At 59.9% G+C, this 20762-nt stretch carries 17 protein-coding genes and 1 pseudogene; 12 read left to right on the top strand and 6 right to left on the bottom strand.

The features are described 5' to 3' along the window. Positions 1–82: 82 nt before the first annotated feature. The 8 genes from BPNPMPFG_RS40055 (at position 83) to BPNPMPFG_RS40020 (ending at position 7349) form a co-directional block, all read left to right on the top strand. Positions 83–787, top strand: a complete 705-nt coding sequence (locus tag BPNPMPFG_RS40055) for a response regulator transcription factor (RefSeq protein ID WP_258598471.1) — start codon at positions 83–85, stop codon at positions 785–787. Between the two features lie 343 nt (positions 788–1130). Further along, positions 1131–1775, top strand: coding sequence for a universal stress protein (locus tag BPNPMPFG_RS40050; protein ID WP_258598469.1), 645 nt, complete (start codon positions 1131–1133; stop codon positions 1773–1775). Between the two features lie 1349 nt (positions 1776–3124). Then, positions 3125–4282 (top strand): TlpA disulfide reductase family protein, encoded by a 1158-nt coding sequence (locus BPNPMPFG_RS40045; RefSeq protein ID WP_258598467.1) that lies wholly within the window; start codon positions 3125–3127, stop codon positions 4280–4282. A gap of 361 nt (positions 4283–4643) precedes the next feature. Next, entirely contained in the window at positions 4644–5111 is a 468-nt protein-coding gene (locus tag BPNPMPFG_RS40040; RefSeq protein WP_258598466.1) for a NifX-associated nitrogen fixation protein, read from the top strand. A 26-nt stretch (positions 5112–5137) separates the two neighbouring features. Beyond that, the gene (locus BPNPMPFG_RS40035) at positions 5138–5341 is read left to right on the top strand and encodes a CCE_0567 family metalloprotein (RefSeq protein ID WP_183465900.1); all 204 of its coding nucleotides are present in this window, start codon (positions 5138–5140) and stop codon (positions 5339–5341) included. Further along, positions 5338–5655, top strand: coding sequence for a ferredoxin III, nif-specific (fdxB, locus tag BPNPMPFG_RS40030; protein WP_258598465.1), 318 nt, complete (start codon positions 5338–5340; stop codon positions 5653–5655). Before BPNPMPFG_RS40035 ends, fdxB begins: the two co-directional genes overlap by 4 nt. Beyond that, a complete protein-coding gene (locus BPNPMPFG_RS40025; RefSeq protein ID WP_319946037.1) occupies positions 5564–6004 on the top strand; it encodes an exopolysaccharide production repressor protein in 441 nt (146 codons plus the stop codon). Before fdxB ends, BPNPMPFG_RS40025 begins: the two co-directional genes overlap by 92 nt. A 331-nt stretch (positions 6005–6335) precedes the next feature. Further along, a complete protein-coding gene (locus tag BPNPMPFG_RS40020) occupies positions 6336–7349 on the top strand; it encodes a 1-aminocyclopropane-1-carboxylate deaminase (RefSeq protein ID WP_258598463.1) in 1014 nt (337 codons plus the stop codon). A gap of 541 nt (positions 7350–7890) precedes the next feature. Here BPNPMPFG_RS40020 and BPNPMPFG_RS40015 read toward each other — a convergent pair. The 4 genes and pseudogenes from BPNPMPFG_RS40015 to BPNPMPFG_RS40000 form a co-directional block, all read right to left on the bottom strand. Then, positions 7891–9756: an IucA/IucC family protein gene (locus BPNPMPFG_RS40015; RefSeq protein WP_258598461.1), complete on the bottom strand. Its 1866-nt coding sequence runs from the start codon at positions 9754–9756 to the stop codon at positions 7891–7893. Positions 9757–10523: 767 nt separating this feature from the next. Further along, positions 10524–11586, bottom strand: a pseudogene (gene gmd / locus BPNPMPFG_RS40010) (GDP-mannose 4,6-dehydratase). Positions 11587–11716: 130 nt separating this feature from the next. Then, positions 11717–12926, bottom strand: a protein-coding gene (locus BPNPMPFG_RS40005) for an ISAzo13 family transposase (RefSeq protein ID WP_258598459.1) whose coding sequence is annotated in 2 segments (ribosomal slippage) — positions 11717–12400 and positions 12402–12926 — 1209 coding nt in all. Because the reading frame shifts where the segments join, the coding sequence is not laid out codon by codon here. 298 nt (positions 12927–13224) lie between these two features. Then, positions 13225–13470: a hypothetical protein gene (locus BPNPMPFG_RS40000; protein ID WP_258598458.1), complete on the bottom strand. Its 246-nt coding sequence runs from the start codon at positions 13468–13470 to the stop codon at positions 13225–13227. On the opposite strand from BPNPMPFG_RS40000, the gene BPNPMPFG_RS39995 reads away from it, so the two are divergent. Further along, a complete protein-coding gene (locus tag BPNPMPFG_RS39995; RefSeq protein WP_258598306.1) occupies positions 13469–14497 on the top strand; it encodes an IS110 family RNA-guided transposase in 1029 nt (342 codons plus the stop codon). The genes BPNPMPFG_RS40000 and BPNPMPFG_RS39995 overlap by 2 nt on opposite strands. A 380-nt stretch (positions 14498–14877) precedes the next feature. On the opposite strand, the gene BPNPMPFG_RS39990 is transcribed toward BPNPMPFG_RS39995, so the two are convergent. Beyond that, complete coding sequence (locus tag BPNPMPFG_RS39990; RefSeq protein WP_258598457.1) at positions 14878–15432, bottom strand: IS110 family RNA-guided transposase; 555 nt, start codon at positions 15430–15432, stop codon at positions 14878–14880. Between the two features lie 290 nt (positions 15433–15722). On the opposite strand from BPNPMPFG_RS39990, the gene BPNPMPFG_RS39985 reads away from it, so the two are divergent. Then, positions 15723–16961 carry a site-specific integrase gene (locus tag BPNPMPFG_RS39985; RefSeq protein ID WP_258598456.1) on the top strand — a complete coding sequence of 413 codons (1239 nt, stop codon included), beginning with the start codon at positions 15723–15725 and terminating at the stop codon, positions 16959–16961. A gap of 32 nt (positions 16962–16993) precedes the next feature. On the opposite strand, the gene BPNPMPFG_RS39980 is transcribed toward BPNPMPFG_RS39985, so the two are convergent. After that, a complete protein-coding gene (locus BPNPMPFG_RS39980; protein ID WP_258598310.1) occupies positions 16994–18268 on the bottom strand; it encodes an IS256 family transposase in 1275 nt (424 codons plus the stop codon). 121 nt (positions 18269–18389) lie between these two features. Here BPNPMPFG_RS39980 and BPNPMPFG_RS39975 point away from each other — a divergent pair, with 121 nt between their 5' ends. After that, positions 18390–19760, top strand: coding sequence for a tyrosine-type recombinase/integrase (locus BPNPMPFG_RS39975; protein WP_258598455.1), 1371 nt, complete (start codon positions 18390–18392; stop codon positions 19758–19760). Then, on the top strand, positions 19757–20761 hold the full coding sequence (locus BPNPMPFG_RS39970) for a site-specific integrase (protein WP_258598453.1): 1005 nt from the start codon (positions 19757–19759) through the stop codon (positions 20759–20761). Before BPNPMPFG_RS39975 ends, BPNPMPFG_RS39970 begins: the two co-directional genes overlap by 4 nt. Position 20762: the final 1 nt, after the last annotated feature.

Raw genomic sequence — 20762 nt, 5'->3', positions numbered from 1 at the left:
CATGTCAGGTCTTGAGCAGCCGCGATGGCCAGCCCACTCAACCGACGCGGTCGAGACGGATTTGGTTCCTGGGGTAGCGCTGATGAAGCCACTCGTCCTGATCTGTTCGCAAGATGCCGAGTTCTATCTGTTCCTCAGCCACATATTGGAGGTGGACGGCTTCACCAGTGAGCCGGCAGGCGGCGCGAAGGAAGCACTTGCATTGGCCGACGAACGGGACTTCCAGGCCGTGGTGCTGGACTGCGGGCCAGCGAGCATAACCGGGTCCGCAATCTGCGCCCGGTTCAAGCGGGAGCCCCGGACCGGCGGCCTGCCCATTATTGCCCTGATCGCGCCCGGCGCCGAGAACCAGCACCTCGATCTCCTGAAGGCAGGCATTGACGAGAGCTTTGTGCGGCCGATCGCCCCGGCCAAGCTGCTCGACTGTCTACGGGCGAGGCTGGCGCTGACGAAGCGGGGTGCAAACGGGGTTGAAAACGGCGGCTGGCTCTCCTGTGGCGACCTTGAAATGAGGCTCGATGCCCACCGGGTTCGTGGCAATGGCCACGAGATCCATCTCGGGCCGATCGAGTTCAACCTGCTGCGGCTGCTGCTTGAGACTCCCGGCAAGGTCTTCACTCGGGACGAGCTGATCGGCGCGGCCTGGCCGGCCAACATCCACGTCGGTGTGCGCACCGTCGATGTCCATATGAGCCGGCTCAGAAAGGCGCTGAAGGCGGCCTCGCCCTCCACCGTCATCCGTACCACCAGGTCGGCCGGCTACTCGCTCGAGAGGCCGGACGGCTGAACGGGTACCAGGTGTGGTGCCATCCCATCTCCATCGCGCTGAGAGCCGGTCTTGCGGCTTTGAAACGCGCCTAAACGAATATTCAGGAAGAAGCAGGCAAATGGGTTTTAAAAGCGTACTGTGTGTGACCGGGGCTGACCATTCCGATCAGGACGTCAGAACAGCTGCCGGCTTGTGTGCCGAAGTCGGCGCGCACCTTTCCGTACTGATTATGTCGCCTTCGCCGCTCCTTATGCCGCCTCCGACGCTCAGCGATAGCATCCCCGAGTGGCCTATACTACGCGCTCAGGCCGTTGCCGGACCAGGAACCCGGTTTAGGCAAATCGAGAGATTTTCTAATGACATGGCCAGTCTGGAAAAAACATCCAGGGAAATTCAGAAACTGCTGAAAGCCATGCGGCTTTGCTATGACGTCGATACCGAATACTGCGATCAGACCAGTGTCGGTGACGCGGTGCGACAGCGGGCGCTCTGCGCCGACCTGACAATCGTCGGCCCCGCACTTCTCAACGACGATAAGCTCGGACCTTTCGTAATCAACGGCAGCTTGTTCGATACGGGAAAGCCAGTGCTTGTTGTGCCGAAGGGCGCTGAGGCGACCCTGTCGCCACGGCGCGTGCTGGTCGGCTGGGATTCGCGAGTAGAGGCGTCCCGTGCGGTTCGGGAAGCCCTGGATCTCCTATCCGGTGCTGAGGAAGTTTGTGTCGCCCTGGTCGATCCGAAGGCGAACTACAACGGGAACGGCGCGGAGCCCGGAGCTGACATCGCTACCTATCTCACTCGGCACGGTGCCCGGGTGTCGGTTGACCTGCTGCCGAGCGCCGGCAAACCGGCGGCCACGGTGCTTGCGCAGCACGCAATCGACATGTCCGCCGACATGATCGTCATGGGTGCTTATGGCAGCCGTCGGCTGCGTGAGCGGATCTTCGGAGGCGTGACGAGATGGATCTTTGACAAGCCGACATTGCCGCTGTTTTTGGCCCGATGACTGGTTCCGGGTAGCATCGATGCTGTTCGACGCTTTACTCCCCTGGGTCACCGATCCCGGAGAAAGGTCGCGGCAAACGCGGGAAATTTCGCGAAGCTCCTCGGAGCCAATGTGCACGCGCCGTCGCCGAGAACATCCCGGACGTGTCTAGCGCGCGCTCGGGGGTTCTGCTCGCCCGAGGTGATCCGTACGCGGAGACCGCCCGCGGCGCAGAGGTAGAGGCGCTCCTCAATGGAGCCAAAACCACGGCTTCGCAGGTTGGCATCAGGAGAGAAGGAGAGCCGTTTCAGCGCGGCAGGCCGAGTTTGGAGCCTTAGCGGCATCGCATGCGCGCTATCGCGATCTCCTTCACTATTGGCTGGGAGCTGAACGACGCAAAGACCGTGCCGTGGCCGAGGCTCTCAACTTCAAGTCGAGACGGTTGTGCTCTTGGCCGTAGTCGGCGTGAATCGTCAATCACGTTGTCATCGCCTGGGAGGGTAGCCACTAGCGGCGAGGACGGCCGCATCTTCAGCGTTTTCAGCCGGTCCGGCCCGACCGCGTGGCGACTGAGCGGTCTTTGGGCTGGTCAATTCCGACAACGCTCATATTCGCACCAGTCGGTCCCTGTGGCGCCTGTGCATAGGCGCCATCGAAGATAACGACACGAGAGCAGCAAAATCCCGGAGAGTTCGCCGCCCGGCACATGCCGGCACTCATCCTGGCCTTTTTCGCCACGATCATTATCGTCATCTGACGATGGCGGTATTTGCGAGCCGCAGCTGGACCGGCTTCGTCGTGAAGAACTCCTATGCCGCCAGCTAGGAATTCAATCGCAGGGCGGAAGAGGGCAGGGCACAGGCTCGGATCGAGTAGCCACCTTGCAATCGCAATGGCGGGATGCGCTACCGCCTCAGGGACCGGAACGGCAAGAAGGTCAAGCCAGGTGGCGTGAAGCGGACGATGATACGAGCATGGCGCCAGCCAACGCAGTCATGATGTCCATCTACCGTCCCTCAATCCGAATATATGTTGCGTCGTCCGCAGCCACGCTTTTTCTGGCGGCGCGAAGCGCGTGATGCGTGTCCAAAACCTGACAGCGGCAGAAAACATGTCGGGTTCAATACAACCGGCCATCTTGGCCACTTGGAGGTTTTTCAAAGCGCAATCATGGGCTTATTGCGCGCTGAGCGCGCTGGCACGGCCTTTGCAAATTGAGATGCGGCAACACTGAGTGAAGGCTGACTGCATGCAGACGAACAAGACGAGCGATGCTCTCCTTTCCTTGAACCTTCTGCCCCGTCTCTAAGGGGGGAAACAAGCTCGCGCATAAAGTCGCGCGACCTTTGGCAATAGCTTTGGAGAGCAACATGATATTGCAGATGGAGTCCCCGGCTCCTTCGATCAAAGTGGAGGACTGGCTGCGTGGCGAGCCCCTCACGAACTTCCAGCCCGGCAAAGTGTACATCGTCGAATTTTGGGCGACCTGGTGCGGACCATGCGTGGCGGCGATGCCCCATCTGGTGCAGCTGCAGGAGAAATACAAGGACAGCGGACTTGAGGTCGTCGGGGTCGCGGCGGATGAAGACGCTCCAACGGCCGTTGAGGCCCGAACCAAGTTGGACGCGTGGTTGACCGAAAAGTGCTCAAATCTGAACTATCGGATCGCGTTCGACTACACAGGCGAAATGAACAAGCTTTGGATGGAACCCAGCTTGTCTGTCGGGATTCCGGCCTCGTTCGTGGTCGACCGAGACGGCCACATCGCCTTTATCGGTCATCCGATGCAACTCTATGAGGTTTTGCCGAAAGTGCTTAACGGCAGCTGGCGTACCAGTGATGAAGCGAAAGCCGCTGATAAGGAGCGGATTGCCAGTCACCAACGCACAGCGCGCGAACAATCGCTGACCAAGCCGATATACGCCAAACTTCGGCCGGCGATGGAGGCCAAGGATTGGACGGCGGCACTCACGGCCATCGAAGAAGGCCTCGCCTTGATGCCAGACAATATCGAGTTCCGGCGCACTCATGCGAATCTACTGCTTCACGAGCTGCGCGACATGCGGGCCGGCTTGCCACTCATGCGCCAGTTGGTCGAGGACGCGATCGACAAAAAGTTCGAGGCCGTGTCTTGGATGGCCATGGCCCTGAACCAACTCTTCGATCCCGAGATGGACAACTCCCATCTCCCGCGTGCTGAGCGCTTTGCGATGGGCGACAAGCTCTCGGAACAGATACTGACCCTGAATCCTCCACAAGGCGACGGCCCCCTTAAATTCCTTTGGTACGTCCCGCTCGCTCAGTATTATTACGAGAGCGGCAACAAGGATCGCGCGATCGAGTTGATCGAGGTTGCACTGAAATCGCTGGGTGATCGGGAGCCAATGCCGGACCACATCAAACAGCACTACCTTACCCCATTGCTCCAAGCCCTGGCCAACTACACGGGTGAGCACGCCTGTTACGCGGATCTTTGCGTGGTTCCGCAAAACAAGGCTCCTGAAAATCAAACCGCAGTCGCCTCATGAGCAAAGATCGCAAAGGGATGACAATTGGAATTGAACCCTGGCCAATTCGCCCATTGTCTGCGGCGAGCCTGCAGTAAGTATGTCCATTGCAGCACAGGGCGCATCGCTTGCCGCAGGTTGGAGTTCAAATCTTGTAATGACCTCCGGCCGCATCGCGGGAGACGCGATGTTCGACGCGAATTTTGGCCGCGGTGGAAGACGTCACAGTCGAGGACGTCTTCAAGGTCGGCCACAGGGACATCACTTGCGTGGACTCGGCCGCCTGGAGCCGGACGTCGGCTGCGCAAGTGTGCCCGAAGCAGGCGCCCGAAAACAGAAATCGTCCATCGAGGACGAGGACTGAAATTGAGGAGAAGGCGAAATGTCTAATGCCGCGGCTAGCCCTGCTGTCGCCGAGGACGAGGCGGCCCTTGCCCGCCCGTTCGTCAAATGCCTCCTGCGGCTGATCCGTGCTCAGGACTTCGACGGCTCATGGCAAGGCAGAGCGGACGCCGAGCTGCTGGCCGACTTCATCATCACGAAGGAACAGCGCCGTGCGATCCCCATCATCGGCGATCCCGATCCGGACGTGCTGTGGAGGCTCGACACGTTTTACACCGCCGTCGGGCTTGCGATCGAGGAGCGCTCCGGCCTGATGATATCGCCAATGATGGAGATGAAACCCATGAGGGCTTCGGGTACGAGCTTTTCACGGTCGGGCGGTTGGTCCTTCTGTCAAGACGTCCACCGGTTCGGCTTCGAGACGTTCCGGAAACTCGCGGAGGCCGGTACGAAACTGGTCGACGATGCGACTGCAGCTATTGCCTATCCCGACGTGGCGCGGGCGTGAAGAAACCGATTTTCGAGGAAGGATTTATGTCAAACCTGGATGAGATGGGGAAGAAAGTCCGAAAGCTTCAGCTGCGGGCGGCAGTTGCTAAGATGAAATTGCGCGACCTTGCAGAGGATCTCCCGGTCCAATGGACTGAGATAGAGGAAGTTGCCGAGAAAGCGTACGCCGTTTTTGCCGAGTTGGATGGTGCCAAGAGAGAGCTTGCTGCAATGAAGAATCTACGATGAGGAGCACATTCACCACCCGCGACGGCTCCATATGGCTGCCGGAATATCTGACCGCCATAGATGGCAAGATCTGTATCGGCTGCGGGCGCTGTTTCAAGGTCTGCTCGCGCGAGGTCATGCACCTTCACGGCGTCGATGACGCGGGTGAAATCCTCGGCGTCTGCGACGGCGAAGACGACGACTTCGATGGCGAGCTCAATCGCATGATCATGGTTGTCGATCATGCCGGCCGCTGCATTGGCTGCGGAGCCTGCGCCCGCGTCTGCCCGAAGAACTGCCAGACCCATGTTGCGGCCGACCAGGTCGCAGCATGACTTGATGGGACAAACCAGGAGAACGGCGTTGCCCTTTAGAATCTTTCATCGCGTCCTGTGGTTGGTCCTGTGCAGCAACGCTCTGACTGTCTACTTCGCTTCTCATTCCATCCGTCTAGCAGTCGTCACCACGCTGGCTTGCTCGCTGCTTCTTCAGGTGGCCTATTTCGCAAGCGTGCTCTTTCTGATCTGGCGGTCTGGCTGCGCTAGCAGCGCCGGCCAAAGGGCTAAGCATTTCGGTAGGGGCAAGAAAGTTGGATACCAGCCGCCAGACCATGATGAGGTGAGGAATGAATCTTCAGATGTGCCTCAACTCGTTCCGATGGGCGGCATATCGCTGCTCCGTTGAGGCGCGGTGACAAGATCAGAACTCAGATTCACGCCATTTTGGATCAACCAGGGACATCGAGCTGACCGTCCAAGAATAAGTGCGCTTGAAATGAGCTGGGTGACCGCATCCTGGGCCGTCGAACGGCGGGAGATGCAGCTGTTTGGGTTCGGTTGGCACATAATAGCCGTCGCAGCACGCCAGTATGCGGGTGGCTTTGTCTCGATGACGAACGCGGCGCTGGAAAGAAAATGGGAGCCTTCTGCACTCCGACGACGCAGCTGGCTCCAATCAAAAGCCCATGAGCGAGGGCGGAGCTGGTTCAGCTCAATCACGTGTTGCTGGAGAAAACATGCTGGAAAATTTCGAACGTTACCCGCTCACCTTTGGACCCACACCCATCGAGAAGCTCGACCGCCTCGGCAAGCATCTGGGGGGAAAGGTGGAAATCTACGCCAAACGCGAGGACTGCAATTCCGGTCTCGCGTTTGGCGGAAACAAGCTGCGCAAGCTCGAATACATCATACCCGACGCGATCGCGTCCGATGCCGATACGCTCGTCACCATCGGGGGCGTGCAGTCCAACCATACGCGCATGGTCGCCGCGGTCGCCGCCAAGATCGGCATGAAATGTCTCCTGGTTCAGGAGAGCTGGGTACCCCATGAGGATGCCGTCTACGACCGCGTCGGCAACATTCTCTTGAGCCGCATCATGGGAGCAGAGGTGCGCCTGGTCGACGAGGGCTTTGACATCGGTATCCGCCGCAGTTGGGAAAAAGCGCTCTATGAGGTCAAGGCGAGGGGCGGCAGACCCTATGCGATACCGGCCGGGGCCTCTGTTCATGAATATGGTGGCGTCGGCTATGTGGGGTTCGCGGAGGAGGTGCGCGCCCAAGAGAAACAGCTTGGGTTTGCCTTCGACTACATCGTCGTTTGCACAGTGACAGGTTCAACGCATGCCGGCATGCTCGTCGGATTTGCCAAGGACGGTCGACAGCGCAACGTGATCGGTATCGATGCCTCTGCCACTCCCGCAAAGACCAAGGCGCAGGTGCTTAGCATTGCCCAACATACAGCGACCCTCCTCGATCTCGGAACCGAACTCGTCGAGGATGACGTGGTGTTGCTCGAGGAGTACGCCTACCCCTGTTATGGCATTCCGTCCGAGGGAACGAAAGAGGCGATCCGCCTGTGCGCGCGGCTTGAGGGTATAATTACCGATCCCGTTTACGAGGGCAAATCGATGCAAGGGATGATCGACCTCATCCAAAAAGGCTACTTTCCAGAGGGATCGAGGGTACTCTACGCGCATCTCGGCGGCGCGCCGGCGATCAACGGTTATGGCTACACCTTCCGCAACGGCTGACGCTCGACAGATTGCGATTGCGCCGTCTTGCCGTGCCGGCGATGCGCTCAAAGTTCGCTCGAGGGGTCCCCAGCAAGCACGCTTGCGCGAGAGGCCATGGCATCCGGATTTTCACGACACTTGTAGGAATGAATGGGGCGTGATCTATAACGCTCCCACGGGCTCGGGCTGGGCGGCCGGTTCTGCTAAGTCGCGAACTGGATGATCGGGGGGCTCGGTAGTGCCTTGAACGCCGTCAGCGACGACAGCAGTTACGTTACGTCATCTCTTCTTGTTCAGAATCACATCTCGGCTGTTGCCGACCCAGTGCACGGGCTTTAGTGCTTGGCCTCAATACCGGCAAGAGAAGATGCCGGCGTGGTTCACAGGGGGGTTGGCGAGCATCTGCTCCTGTTTCGAAGAGCAGGAGCAGGGTTGGCCACCGTTCGTTTGGCGGCGGAATAAGACCAATGACGTTGTCGAAGCGCCCAACGCGCCGGAGTGGGCCACATGGTCTCATGGAGGCGAGGTCCGAAGCCGCGAAGCGCGGCAGAGGCATTTGTCATTGCGCTTTCGCCAGCGGATTGGGAAGCTCATGCTTGACCCGAAGGTCGCGATAGCGCTCCAGATGCATCCGGAGCACCGAGTCGGCCGGCCATGGATTCTCAAGAAAAGCCTTACGTTCCTCCAGCCAGAACGCGTCCGACAACATGCGCGGCCTGAGCGCGTCAAAAGCTGCCTCGACTTCTTCCCGCAGGATGCGCCAAAGGCTCGTTCCCGTCAGTTTATACTGTTCGTTGAGGCACCGTGCAATCTCATGAAGATGCATGATGAAGCAGGCATGAATGACGAATGAGCGCACGAAACTGATATCGTTATTGAATGTGCTGGGAAAGATCTTCAGGCGGTGCCCGCGTTCCTTGAACAGGGGCGCAAAGCCTACCTCGAAATCACGGATTAACAGTTTTCGTGGGCGGCCGGTTTCATCGAACAGGATGCTGCTGTTTTGCAGATGCGCCTCAAAGGCGATTCCGAAAAGCAGATACATGCCGAGTGTCGGCCGGATGACGGTGCCTGCATAGGCGCGGAAAAACGCAGATACGGTCGCGTCGCTTTCATCGCCGTTCCTTGCGATCAGTTCGCAAATGAGGGGGCGGCCATCGATCGGGCTTGCCGTCAACAGTGCAGCCGCAGTAACGGGCAAAAGTCCGTCATTGCGTGCCAGAGCGTCGGTATTGCGATAGACAACCGAAAGAAAGCGGCCCGAATGCTCGTCGCCCGTTTCGGGGTGATGCAAGATTGCCCCCAGCTCTTCGGTGAAGATCTCGAGCCTCTCATGGAGATCCTTCTCTTTTGACAGGATATCGGAAATCAGGGTGCTGAGACGCGGCCCCATGCGAATCGACCTGGCCTGCAGAGTACGCTGTCCGCTGGTCATCCAGATCGCTACCGGCAGCTTGATAAAGGGCCTCAGTTCCTGTGTGTCCGGCAGCATCGTGCGGAAGGACATGGATGGCAGCGTCAGGACCTCCGGGCCATCCGGGTCGAAAACACCGGAAGCAATCTCGGACGCGAATTCACGGCGCACAAAATTCTCAAGGTGCCAGCTATGGACAGGCAGAGGAAGCCAGTCCTCAGGCGACTTTCCACGTTGATTCAGACCTTCGGTCCAGTCGCGCCAGAGGTCGGGAAAGTTTTGTGAGAACCATTCCGAATAGCTGCCAACATGTGGCATTTTTTCCACATAAACCCATTCTTTGCGCAGCCCTGTGACGCGCACGCGCACACGAGCGCCGAATTCAGGCGACAACGCGCTGACATCCTTAGGCGATAGGCCGGGCTTGGCCTTCCATGTGGGATAAAAGGGGTGACCTTCCAACGCGCCCCACTGATCGAGGGTCATCGCTGCCAGATGCGGCGGCAGGTTCTTAGCAACATAGGCGAGGAATCCTTGCGCGCCTGCTTCAGCTACTTTTTCTCGCAGCGCGGCGCTCCAGTGCTCCCGGTGACGACGAGCCAAGAAGTCGTTGCGCACGCTGTTATCGACGTCGCGCAAAAGATTCTCCAAGTCGTCCGACGCAGGCAAGATCGCCATGGCGGACGCGACTTGCCTTATGAGATCTGAGGGATCATCAATCCGGTGCCGGACGCCGGTTCCGTCCAGCACTTCGATGGGACCACGATTTTGCAATGTTCCGGCAGGTGCACGACGCAGGTCTATGAAATACAGGACCCGGCGCGACTGCCAAAGGGGGAGCCAGGCTTGGTGGCCGTCTTGCGCCCACAATAATCCATCTGGTTCAAGAAGACGCTCGGCGAACAGGCAGCGTACCAGCCGATTGAGCGCATTGAGCGATGCATTCTTCCAAAGCTGCGCGTCGCGCGCCTGAGTTTCGGCATTTGTCACGGAAGGCATCCTCTTATCCATTAGGTTTCCTCTGGCCATTTGCTTAGCAGGTGGGCCGAGGCGCGTTCTGCCAACCCGCCGTAGTCATTGCGCGCCCAATTGTAGGCATCTGTGATGACGGGAGGTGCCACTTCGAGCCGCGCGGCCATTTCCACGAGCAGTGACCAAAGCCGATATCTTCGTTTCTAGCAAATCGTGATTCGTTGTGACCGTAGTTCGACGCCCGAGCCCGCGATTGGAGGTCTTCGAAGGCAACAGCAAGTTGGAGCGATTCTCTTCAAGCATGATCTTTCCTCAATCACGAGGTTGTCCCACGGCAACGCGCCCATGCTCCTGAAGCGCTCGCTGGCGATCGACCAGATCTGCGTTCACAAGCCAGGTTTAGTCGGAATTCTGGCAGTGGCTCCGCAGTCTTAAACGGTAACCTGTGGTTCGCGCGCCTACCTAGGATGGTAGTATCGTAACGACTTCACCGAAGAGCGAATCGCTCCCTCCCGGCCGACATCCGCAATTGCGATGGCGTTCCTCAGCTTTTCCGACAAATGCTTCCCTGTCATCTGCCACGGCTCATCCTCTGAGGATCGGCCCGGCGCGCCCGAGCAATCCTAGGACGCGCAATGTGGGGCGAGCCACTCACTGATAAAGGCAGACGACTGTCCGCCGTGAGGATTCATACCTCGGGCAAGCCAGACAGCCGCCGCACCCAGTGCGGGCCCAATCAATCATGCCGCGATAGCCAGGCGACCAGATGCGCGTTTGCCCTCCAGCGAAATCGTTGTCTTTTCACGTCAAGCGATCGTTATTCCGTAAGCGCGGCAATCGGCCTCGACCATTTCCGAAACGAGCTCATCGAAGGTGGTCTTTGGCTCCCAGCCGAGCTTCGTAGCCGCCTTGGTGGCGTCACCGATCAGCAGGTCAACCTCGGTCGGACGGAAATAACGCTTGTCTATTCGGATAAGCGCCTGGTTACTCCTGCGTTCGCGGCCCACCTCGTCGACGCCTTCGCCCTCCCAGACGATCTCCTTCCCGACCCGCCTGAAGGCAGCCTCGACAAAGCTGCGGACCGAATGCGTCTCGCCGGTCGCGAGCAAAAATCGTCAGGCTCGTGGTGCTGCAGGATGCGCCACATGCCCTCGACATAGTCGCGCGCCGAGCCCCAGTCGCGCTTTGCCTCCAGGTTTCCGAGATAGAGGCAGTCCTGCTTGCCGGCCATAATCGCGGCTACTGCACGCGTCACCTTGCGCGTGATGAAGGTTTCGCCACGCGTCGGCCCTTCGTGATTGAACAGAATCCCGTTGCTTGCATAGAGCCCGTATGCCTCGCGGTAGTTCACCGTGATCCAGTAGGCGTAGAGAGCTTCGCCACCGCATACGGTGAGCGTGGATAAAACGGGGTAGTCTCCCCCTGCGGGACACCCTGGACCAAACCGAAGAGTTCGGAAGTGGAGGCCTGGTAAAACCGTGTTTTTTCCTCGAGGCGAAGAATGCGGATCGCTTCCAGCAGCCGCAGTGTGCCGAGAGCGTCGGCATTGGCCGTATATTTGGGGGTCTCGAATAAGACTTGAACATGGCTTTGCGCAGCCAGATTGTAGATTTCGTCAGGCTGCGTTTCCTGCAGGAGACGGATCAGGTTTGTCGCATCCGTCATGTCCCCGTAATGCAGGACCATATCGGGATGATCCTCATGAGGATCTTGATAGAGGTGGTCGATGCGCTTGGTGTTCCCGATCAGCGACGCTCGCCGCTTCAGGCCATGCACCATGTAACCCTTCGAAAGCAGCAGTTCGGCAAGCAACGCACCGTCCTGGCCGGTGATACCTGTAATGAATGCTGTACGCCGAGGTGAACTCATTTCTGATATTCCGTGGATGAAGCGTGTGGCAGGAATAGTCAACGGCGCGTAGGAGGACTAACTGCGCGCTACAATCGCGGTGCAATCAACGCTGTATGACCGTCTTAGGGCCTGTTGAAGAACAACTACGTCACGGTTTGGTTCGTGGTGTGATGGTGTAGTTCCATTCGCCGTGGAATGCATGGCGACGGATGTTGATGGTCGCCATTTCCTGGTCGGTGACCTTGACGCCGGCGGGGTAGAGGTTGGGATCGATCTCGGAGCGAACGGTGAGGCCCGCCTTGGTCTTGGTGGCGGCGATCAGTTCGACGATGACTTGATGGCTGAGCAGTGGCCGGCCGCGCCAGTTCTGGGTGATGAACGAGAACAGGCGATGTTCGATCTTGTTCCATTTGCTGGTGCCGGGCGGCAGGTGGCAGACGGTGATGGTCAGGCCCAATTCGTCGGCCAGGGTTTGCAGCCTCAGCTTCCACAGGCGCACGCGCGAGCCGTTGCTGCCGCCGCCGTCGGCCGTGATTACCAGATGTCTAGCCTTGGGATAGCGTGCTTGTCCCATCAGCCGCCACCACCGGCCGATCGCGTTAACTGCGAAGTCGGCGGTGTCATGGTCGATGCCGACGCTGACCCAGCCCTTGTTGTCGCCGATGTCATAGACGCCGTAAGGCGCTGCGCGGCCAAGCTCCGGAACGAGGAAGTCGTGGACCCGTACCGGCTCCGGTTGGCCGGCTGGACGATAGTCGCGCCCGCCATTCTTGAAGTCGCCCACCAGCTCTTTCTTCTTGGTGTCCACCGAGATCGCTGGTTCACCTGCCTCGAAGCGCCGCACCCACCTGGCGGTTGATGTAGTGGAACTGCGCGTCGCGGTCGGGATGGCTGGCGCCTTCCAGGGTCTTGCGGTTGGCCTGCAGGCTATAGCCCAGCCCACGCAGAAGGGTCGCCACCGTGTTGTGGCCGATCTTGTGGCCCAGCGCCCGCAACCCCTCGGCCAGATGGCGCAAGCTCTTGGAGGTCCACAGCAGCGGGGCTTGCGGGTCGCCTCGCGTGACCGGATCAACCAGGCCGCGCAGATCGTCCAGCAAGGTCGCGTCCAGGCTCGCCAGCGCCTTACGTCCTCCGCCAGGCCGTCGCGCCCGGGTCAAATCCAGAGCCGCCTCGTCGCGCAACTCCACAAGGCCCCGACCAATCGTGCTGCGCGCCACGCCCGTGATCCGCGAGACCACCATGATGCCGCCATGGCCCGCCGCCAGAGCCTCGGCCGCTGCAAACCGCCGCCGGCCCCGCTCGTCGAGCAAGAGACCCACCGCCTCATACCTCAAACGGATCGCCGCTTCGTCAATCACAAAGCGAGTCTAGAAAGTCCACCAGCCAAAGGGAATCCTCAAACCGCAAAAAACCGAATTCCGGATTCACATATTGTTCAACAGACCCTAAGCTGGAATCTGCCCCTCGAGTGGTGTTAAAGGCGTGCGGATTACATCGAGTGTGGTGTGCCGTAGGGCACGCCTCCATCTTCCGCACGACGGGAGAGACCTCATGTAGTCGCCGCCTTCCGCAGCGGCGTCTTTTCATGTCCGTTATTGTTCGTAAAATCGATTGTTTCGATGCAATGCATCCACAAGATGGATGAACTCCCATCGATTAAGAGAAGTTTCCGGTGAGGAGCTGGATCGTGTCCCAGGGAGTGGTGTAGCTGACGGCTTGGTCGCCGCGCTCTTCGGCATGGGGCCGGGATGATCGGCGCGCCACGGCTGACAGGCTGATGAGAGGATCATCGCTCATTTGGCTGATGGTTTCCAGATGGGGTGGATGCCAGCCTTCTCCGACGGCATCGCAATGTGCCAAGTTTGTGGTGCTTAACGCCACAAAATGGAAGGAGGCATCCATGGAAAAGGTTACCATCATTGGGGTCGATCTGGCAAAGAACGTGTTTCAGCTGCATGGCGCGGCGGCTGACGGATCAGTCGTGTTCCGCAAAAAACTGTCGCGCCTGCAGTTTTGCAAGTTCATGGCGGGTCAGCCAACATGTGTAGTGGCGATGGAGGCGTGCGCCGGTTCCCATTATTGGGCTCGCGAGATGGTCCGGCTTGGCCATCAGCCGAAGCTGATTGCACCTCGGTATGTCAAGGCGTTCGTCAAGCGGCAGAAGAACGACGCAGCGGATGCGGAGGCGATCGTCGAGGCAGCGCAACGGCCAACGATGCGCTTCGTCGAACCGAAAACCGAGGAGCAGCAGTCTCGGTCCATAATGTTTCGCACCCGAGAACAGCTGGTCAATCAGCGCACTGAGTTGGTCAACGCATTGCGTGCGCACCTTTATGAGTTCGGCCACATCGCGCCGCAGGGAATTCGTTATCTGAACCGACTTGAATGTTTCGTTGAGGACGAGAAAGCCAATTTGCCTGATCTGGCCCGCGAAATCTGCCGCGATCTGCTGGACCGGATCTACCAGCTAACTGGCCGGATCGACGCACTGAAGAAGAAGATCGATGCTCTGTCGAGGGAAGCTGAGGCATCTCGGCGCTTGCAAACCATGCCCGGCGTTGGCCCCATCGCCGCACTGGCGATCGAAACTTTCGCGCCCCCGATGGAGACGTTCAAATGCGGCCGTGACTTCGCCGCCTGGCTTGGGCTCGTCCCGTTGCAGAAATCGACCGGCGGCAAGCAACGACTAGGAAAAACCTCGAAGATGGGCCAATGCGATATTCGACGCCTGCTCATCATTGGAGCCATGGCTGTGGTCCGATGGGCATCGCGGAAGGGCGCGCCCGAGGGCTCCTGGCTCGCGCGCATGATGCCGAAGAAGCCGCGCATGCTCGTGGCCATTGCGCTGGCCAACAAGATGGCGCGTGGCATCTGGGCCATGCTGACAAAGGAAGAGGATTACCGGAATCCGGCAACGGTGCCTGCATGAGCATTCAGCAGCACACCTGAACCGGTCCGTCGGGGATGTGAGGAAGGCCTGAACCGCATGGGCAAATGATCGATCCGATCGGGATCAGGAAACCAGAATGACGCACCGAGCCTCGCGCTCGCTTTCTAGATTTGGACCTGATCCGCGTATCACCATACCGGCCCGCGGCACGTCATGGCCGCAAATCAAGGCCTGACACAAGACCGCACTCGATCACGCGTTCAAAGGTTCAAAATCTTCCTTGCAAAACGGCTGGCATCCACACAAGCGTCATGTATCTGGCGCGCTGGACGGCCCATTTGATGGCATGGACCGCTCCGTTCCCCTCAGCGAAGATGGGGGACGTCTTTTAGCCAAGAAGGAGTGTTTCCATCCTGTTGTTACCATTGGTCTTTGTGCGCGACTGCGACAGCGGTGACGTTCGTCGGTCTGCGTGCCGCGAGTGCAAGCAGCCACGGACGAGGCGTCACGTTCTTGCGGAACAGCGTTCCGACAATCGCTCTCGCGCCATGGATAAGAAGCGCTCGCAGATATCTGTCCCCTCCCTTACTGATCCTGCCGATACGCTCCTTCTTCCCGCTCGCGTGCATCCTCGGTGTCAGCCCAAGCCAAGCCGCAAAGTGCCGTGCTGATTGGAACTGACGACCGTCTCCCACAGCTGCGACGATAGCGCTCGCAGTGATCGGGCCTACGCCTGGTGCAGTCGCCAGCCGGCGGCTATCTTCGTTGTTCTTATGCCACTCAACAATTTGTCGTTCGACAGCAGCGATCTGTTCTTCAAGCATATCGATGTGATCGAACAGGGTATTGATAGCTTGGCAGGCGATCGCTGGCAGGTGGTCTGGCGTCATTGCGTTCATTCGCTGCCGCAGCTCTGACATGCGGTAGCGGCCTTTTGCTGCGATGAGCCCAAACTCACCAACCAATCCACGCACAGCGTTGATCGATGCTGCCGAACCAGCAACGAACGAGATCGATGCAAAGCGAGCACGGCCTGCTGATCTCGAGTCTTGATTGGGACGAAGCGCATGCTTGGCCGAGTCGCCGCCTCGCAAATCGCCTCTGCGTCTGCCGCGTCGGTATTATTCCGTTTGACTAATCGCGAGGTCGCAGGAATGTGAAGGAACGCGTGAAATCCGCACAATTCTGCCGTTCGTCGAGGGATTTGCTCCGCATTATTTTCCGGCGAACCTCTGCGGTCTTTTGACCAGCAGAGGAGCCATTGATGTCGAAATCCGATCGCGAACTGATCACCGAGCTCGAAGCCGTACTGACCAGCCAACAATACAGCCCGGTGGTGGTAGGAAACTATTGTGCTTATGCGCGCGGGTTCCTCGACCATCTTGCGCGGCGAAATATCCTGGTCACGGATGTGACCGAAGCCCAAGTGGAGCGATATCTGCGCGATTCGGTCGCCCTGTTCCGGCAGCGTCGTGGTCGACGTCCTGGTCCGCGCTGGCACCAGATTCCGTGCGCCGGCATTCACGCGCTGCTTCGGCTTGTGCAGGGGCAGTGGCCACCAGCCCCGAAAGCGACCTGCGCCGCCGATGCACTGCGATTTACGATCTGCAACGAATACGAGACCTGGCTTCACGAGGAGCGGGGCTTTGGCCGGCCCAGCATCGACGCGTTCTTGTGGGAGGCTCGACACTTCCTTGCCTGGCAACTTGAACGATGCGGTGTCGAAGGCCTGATGGACCTGAGCATCGGCGACATCGACCGCTATATGGACCTGCGAGCGTTGAAGCTGACGCGCTGCTCGCTGAAAGCTGTAGCGGAGCGGCTTCGCTCGTTGTTGCGTTATCTCCATAGGACAGGCCACATTGCGACCGACCAGTCACCACATATCATCGCGCCACTCCTCTACGCCTATGAAGGGGTGCCCTCGATCCTGGAGCGGGGCCAGATCGCCGCGGTGCTGGAAACCGCGAGGACGGACAAGACGCCGGCGGGGCTGCGGGACCATGCGATCTTGCAAATCCTTGCAACCTATGGACTGCGGGCTGGAGAAATCCGCAACCTGCGGATCGAGGACATCGATTGGCGGACCGAAGCCATCCGTGTCCGTCACAGTAAGACGCAAACCTGCTCGTTCCTGCCCCTGATGGATCCGGTGGGCGAGGCCGTGCTCGCTTATCTGCGTTCCGGACGGCCTGCGACCGATGCCAGGGAAATCTTCATCCGCACGCGCGCGCCCTATCGCAAGCTCGAGAAGCTATACAGCCTGGTCCGACGACGGCTCCGCCATGCCGGCATCAAGCCGCCAGGCAAATGTGGACCACACATCTTCCGTCATGCGCGTGCGGTCGAGATGCTGCGCGCGTCAGTTCCGCAAAAGGTCATCGGCGACCTGTTGGGGCATCGCTCAACCGCGTCGACGGTCCCCTACCTCAAGCTTGCCACCGAGGATCTCAGGGCCATCGCGCTTGATGTGCCGGGCGGGGGATGTCCCGAAGCTTGTTGAACTTCGACTGAGCGACGTTGCGCGATATCATGTTAGGCAGCCCTCGATGCCGGAGCAACGGGCTTTGCGGCGAGGCGCTGCTGATGGGCGATCAGCGCAGCGCCCAGGACCGGCAACTGCTTGTGAGCCTTGAGCTTGCGGAAGCCCTTGGTGGCCTCGATCATGCCGGCTGCGACCCATCTGAGGGCCATCTTGCTATTGCGCCAGCGCTTCACGTTGCGCGTGACGCGGCGGATCGTGCCCATCATGTTCTCGGCAATGTTGGTGCAGGCGAGCGAGCGGCGAAGCTGCACGGGCAGCTTCAGCCGGACGACGGTGAGGATCTCGTCCAGTCCTTCCAGGATGCTGGCCGCGACGCCTGGCCGATCCTGGTCGAGCCGACGCGCGAGGTTTCGGATGAGCTTCTCGGCCTTGCCGGCGTCGTCGAGCTCCCAGGCTTGGCGCAGCACCCGGCGCGTCGAGGCGTGAAGCTGCTTGGGCAGCCTATCCATGATGTTGCGCGCCTTGTGAATCTGGCAGCGCTGGATCAGGCTGTCCTTGCCGAAAGTCGCGCGGATCGCCTTGGACAGCGCCTTGGCGCCGTCGACGATGAACAACCGCGCTACCGCCGGATCGAGCCCACGTTCTACGAGATTGTCCAGAAGCGCCTGAACGGTGGCGGCGTTCTCGGTCGCGCCCTCGACCAGCGCGAGAGGATGCTTGCCGCCTTTGCCGTCAATGCCGATCGCGGCGACGAGCACGAGATCGTCGCTCACATGCAGCCCGTCGATCTGGATGACCAGGAGGTCGAGATCAGACAGATCCGCGCTCATGAAGACGTCGAGCTTCTCCGTCGACAAGGCCACGAAGCGTCGCGACGCAGCCGATTTCGACACGCCGCTGCCATGACCCGCCGGCACATCGCCTTCCGGAAGTCGCACCGCCCGTCCGAACCGCCGCGTCGAGACGTTGATCAGCATCAGGTTCATCGCCCAGCGGCCGAGCCAGTCCTCCGACATCGCGCGATCCCAGCTCGGCAGTGCCATCTCCCGCCCATCGACGGTCCGGATCCGCGGACGCTCGACCGCGACCTTGCCGCCGTGAAACCCGATCCGGCCGCGCGTCGAGCCCCAGCGGTGCGCCTCGCGCTCTTCAACCCGGCCGTGGCGCGGGCCGCAGGCTGCTTCGACGTCCGCCTCCATCATCGCGCCCAGCGCCTCCATTCCGGCCGCAAGGCAGAGCCTCTCGAAGCTCTCCTGAACGTCGGCGAACGCTTCTTCCAAAGCTCCGCTCGCCGCAGCCGTCGGCAATGTGATATTCCTTTTCATGGCGTTGCTCTCCTCAGTGGAATCGACACCCCGAGCCTACAGGCTCGAGGCGAGCAACGCCGCCCCTTCAGAATTTCAACAATGACCGGGACATCCCCGTGCCGGGCGCGGAGGTGCCGGCATGACCGCTCGTTGGCCCGATCGCGATCGCACGACCATTGGCCGCTATCTCGCGAGCCTTGATCTACGCAGCATGAAAAGCCAAACCTGCTACCGTCAGGTCTTGAACGGCTTCCAGGATGTCGTTGAGCGCCACGGCAAACTCGATCAGCACGTGCTGGTCGCGTGGCTGCGGATATCGGCCGAATGCTGGGCAGCGACGACGCGGCTACACCGTACCCGCATCATTGACCGGTTCCTCGATCACCTTCTGAAAGTCGGGGCGATTGACCGCAACCCCATCACTGCCCTGCGCGAAGCGTGCAATATCAAGCAGTGCATGCCGGTCTGGCGCGCTCTGGCGTCGCGCAATCCGGAAAAGGCTTTTGCTCAATTGCGCCGACCACAGCCCTTCGGCAGCGTGCTGGGAGAAGTCATGGCTGAGCACGTCGCGCTGATGCGCAATCGGGGATACAAATACTCCTCGCAGTCGGAGAGATTGTTGAGGTTCGACTACTTCCTGCAGTGGAATCCGGCACTTCAGGATCAACCGATCGGGGTAATGCTCGAACATTGGGCAGCGGAGAAAGCCACGAGCAATCACGCTGTTGAATGTGAAAATCTCAGGCGTATCCTCACGAAAATCTTCCGCCACCGGGACCCATCGATCCCGCCGCGCCGACCGGACCCGAGACCGCAGAAGGAAGTAGTCAAGCATTGGCGTAAACCCCACATCTACTCGCCCGCCGATGTACGGCAGATACTCGACATCGCTCGTTCCTATCCGTCACCACGGGCACCGCTTCGCCCGCTGAGTATCTACACCATGCTGTTGCTGGCCTATTGCGCGGGCCTGCGGCGGGGCGAACTCGCCCGTCTCGATATTGGCGATGTCAATCTTCACAGTGATACGATCACGGTTCGGCAAACCAAGTTCTTCAAAACCAGGATCTTGCCATTGCCCGACAGCGTGATGATCGAGCTTCGGGCCTATATCCATGCACGGCGCCGTGCCGGCGCATCGCAGGATCCGCGCTCCGGCCTGTTCTGGCACGAGCCGGGCCGCACCCGCCGTTACACACCAGAAGCGATCACTTGGCTGTTCCTTGCCGTCATACGTCGCGCCGGATTGAAACCACAGCACGGGCGAACCGGGCCACGCTTACATGACCTGCGTCACTCGATGGTCGTGAACCGTATCCTGGAATGGTATCGGGTGGGCATCAACCCGCAGGGTCGTCTACCGTTCCTCGCGACCTACCTCGGCCATCGGGATATCAACTCGACCCTGGTCTACATCACTGTCACGCAGGATCTGCTGCATCTTGCCAACGAGCGGTTTAGGGCTGTGGGCGCACCATGCCTCAACCTGGCGCAGGAGGTGCGGTCATGAGCAAGGCCAACCCGTTCCCGAACCTGATGCGCGCGTTCTTCTATGAATGGCTTGTTGAGCAGCGTAACGCATCCGTCCACACGGTCCGATCCTACCGCGACACCTGGCGGCTGTTCCTGCGGTTCGTCGCACAGCGCGCGAAAAAGACGGTTGCGATGATCACGCTGGTCGATCTGACCGCCAGCGACGTTGCTGCGTTCCTGAGGCACGCCGAACAAGAACGCGGCTGTACGATCGGCTCGCGGAACTGTCGGCTTGCCGCGATCCGCAGCTTCTTCAACTTCGTGGCGACCAGGGATCCTGCATCGATCGCCCAGTGCGTGGAAATCCTCCACATCCCCAGCAAGCGGGCGCCGGTATCGGAACCCTGTTATCTGGATCCGGCGGAAGTGACGGCGATCCTTGCCCAGCCAGGCCGCTCGACCCTTGAAGGCATGCGCGATCACGCGCTGCTGTCGTTCCTCTACAACAGCGGGGCACGAATACAGGAAGCGCTCGATCTGTGTCCCGAGGTCATCCGGTTCGACAGCCCGGGTTGCGTGCGGCTCCTTGGCAAGGGCCGTAAGGAGCGCATCTGCCCACTCTGGCCAGAAACCGCGCTGCTGCTGAAAAAGCTGTTGGAGCGGCAGCCGCGAGCGCCAAACGAGCGGATGTTCGTTAACCGCTACGGCGAGCCGCTCAGCGCCTCGGGCGTCCGGTTCAAACTTGTGGCTTATGTTAAAGCGGCAGCCGAAACCGTGCCATCACTGCGAGCCAAGCATGTGACGCCACACAGCTTCCGTCACGCCACCGCTGTGCACCTTGTCTCGGCAGGCGTCGATATCACGGTCATCCGCAGCTGGCTTGGCCACGTGAGCCTCGACACCACTAACCACTACGCGAAGGCCAATCTGGAAACGAAGCGAAGGGCCCTGGAACAGGTCGGCGTTCCGGCAACGGCAACTCATCCGCCATCATGGAAACGGGAAGCGAGCTTGCTCGCCTGGCTCGACAGCCTCTGAA

This window comes from Mesorhizobium sp. AR07 (genome assembly GCF_024746815.1).
Classification (GTDB): domain Bacteria; phylum Pseudomonadota; class Alphaproteobacteria; order Rhizobiales; family Rhizobiaceae; genus Mesorhizobium.
Note: the sequence above shows the minus strand (reverse complement) of the source record. Positions and strands in the feature narration are given on the sequence as shown.

Coding starts and splice junctions, on each gene's coding strand:
- BPNPMPFG_RS40015 (WP_258598461.1), bottom strand. CDS start 9,756: ATGGATAAGAGGATGCCTTCCGTGACAAATGCCGAAACTCAGGCGCGC.
- BPNPMPFG_RS39970 (WP_258598453.1), top strand. CDS start 19,757: ATGAGCAAGGCCAACCCGTTCCCGAACCTGATGCGCGCGTTCTTCTAT.
- BPNPMPFG_RS40000 (WP_258598458.1), bottom strand. CDS start 13,470: ATGGATGCCTCCTTCCATTTTGTGGCGTTAAGCACCACAAACTTGGCA.
- BPNPMPFG_RS39995 (WP_258598306.1), top strand. CDS start 13,469: ATGGAAAAGGTTACCATCATTGGGGTCGATCTGGCAAAGAACGTGTTT.
- fdxB (WP_258598465.1), top strand. CDS start 5,338: ATGAGGAGCACATTCACCACCCGCGACGGCTCCATATGGCTGCCGGAA.
- BPNPMPFG_RS40045 (WP_258598467.1), top strand. CDS start 3,125: ATGATATTGCAGATGGAGTCCCCGGCTCCTTCGATCAAAGTGGAGGAC.
- BPNPMPFG_RS39985 (WP_258598456.1), top strand. CDS start 15,723: ATGTCGAAATCCGATCGCGAACTGATCACCGAGCTCGAAGCCGTACTG.
- BPNPMPFG_RS39975 (WP_258598455.1), top strand. CDS start 18,390: ATGACCGCTCGTTGGCCCGATCGCGATCGCACGACCATTGGCCGCTAT.
- BPNPMPFG_RS40025 (WP_319946037.1), top strand. CDS start 5,564: ATGCCGGCCGCTGCATTGGCTGCGGAGCCTGCGCCCGCGTCTGCCCGA.
- BPNPMPFG_RS39980 (WP_258598310.1), bottom strand. CDS start 18,268: ATGAAAAGGAATATCACATTGCCGACGGCTGCGGCGAGCGGAGCTTTG.
- BPNPMPFG_RS40035 (WP_183465900.1), top strand. CDS start 5,138: ATGTCAAACCTGGATGAGATGGGGAAGAAAGTCCGAAAGCTTCAGCTG.
- BPNPMPFG_RS40055 (WP_258598471.1), top strand. CDS start 83: ATGAAGCCACTCGTCCTGATCTGTTCGCAAGATGCCGAGTTCTATCTG.
- BPNPMPFG_RS40050 (WP_258598469.1), top strand. CDS start 1,131: ATGGCCAGTCTGGAAAAAACATCCAGGGAAATTCAGAAACTGCTGAAA.
- BPNPMPFG_RS40020 (WP_258598463.1), top strand. CDS start 6,336: ATGCTGGAAAATTTCGAACGTTACCCGCTCACCTTTGGACCCACACCC.
- BPNPMPFG_RS40040 (WP_258598466.1), top strand. CDS start 4,644: ATGTCTAATGCCGCGGCTAGCCCTGCTGTCGCCGAGGACGAGGCGGCC.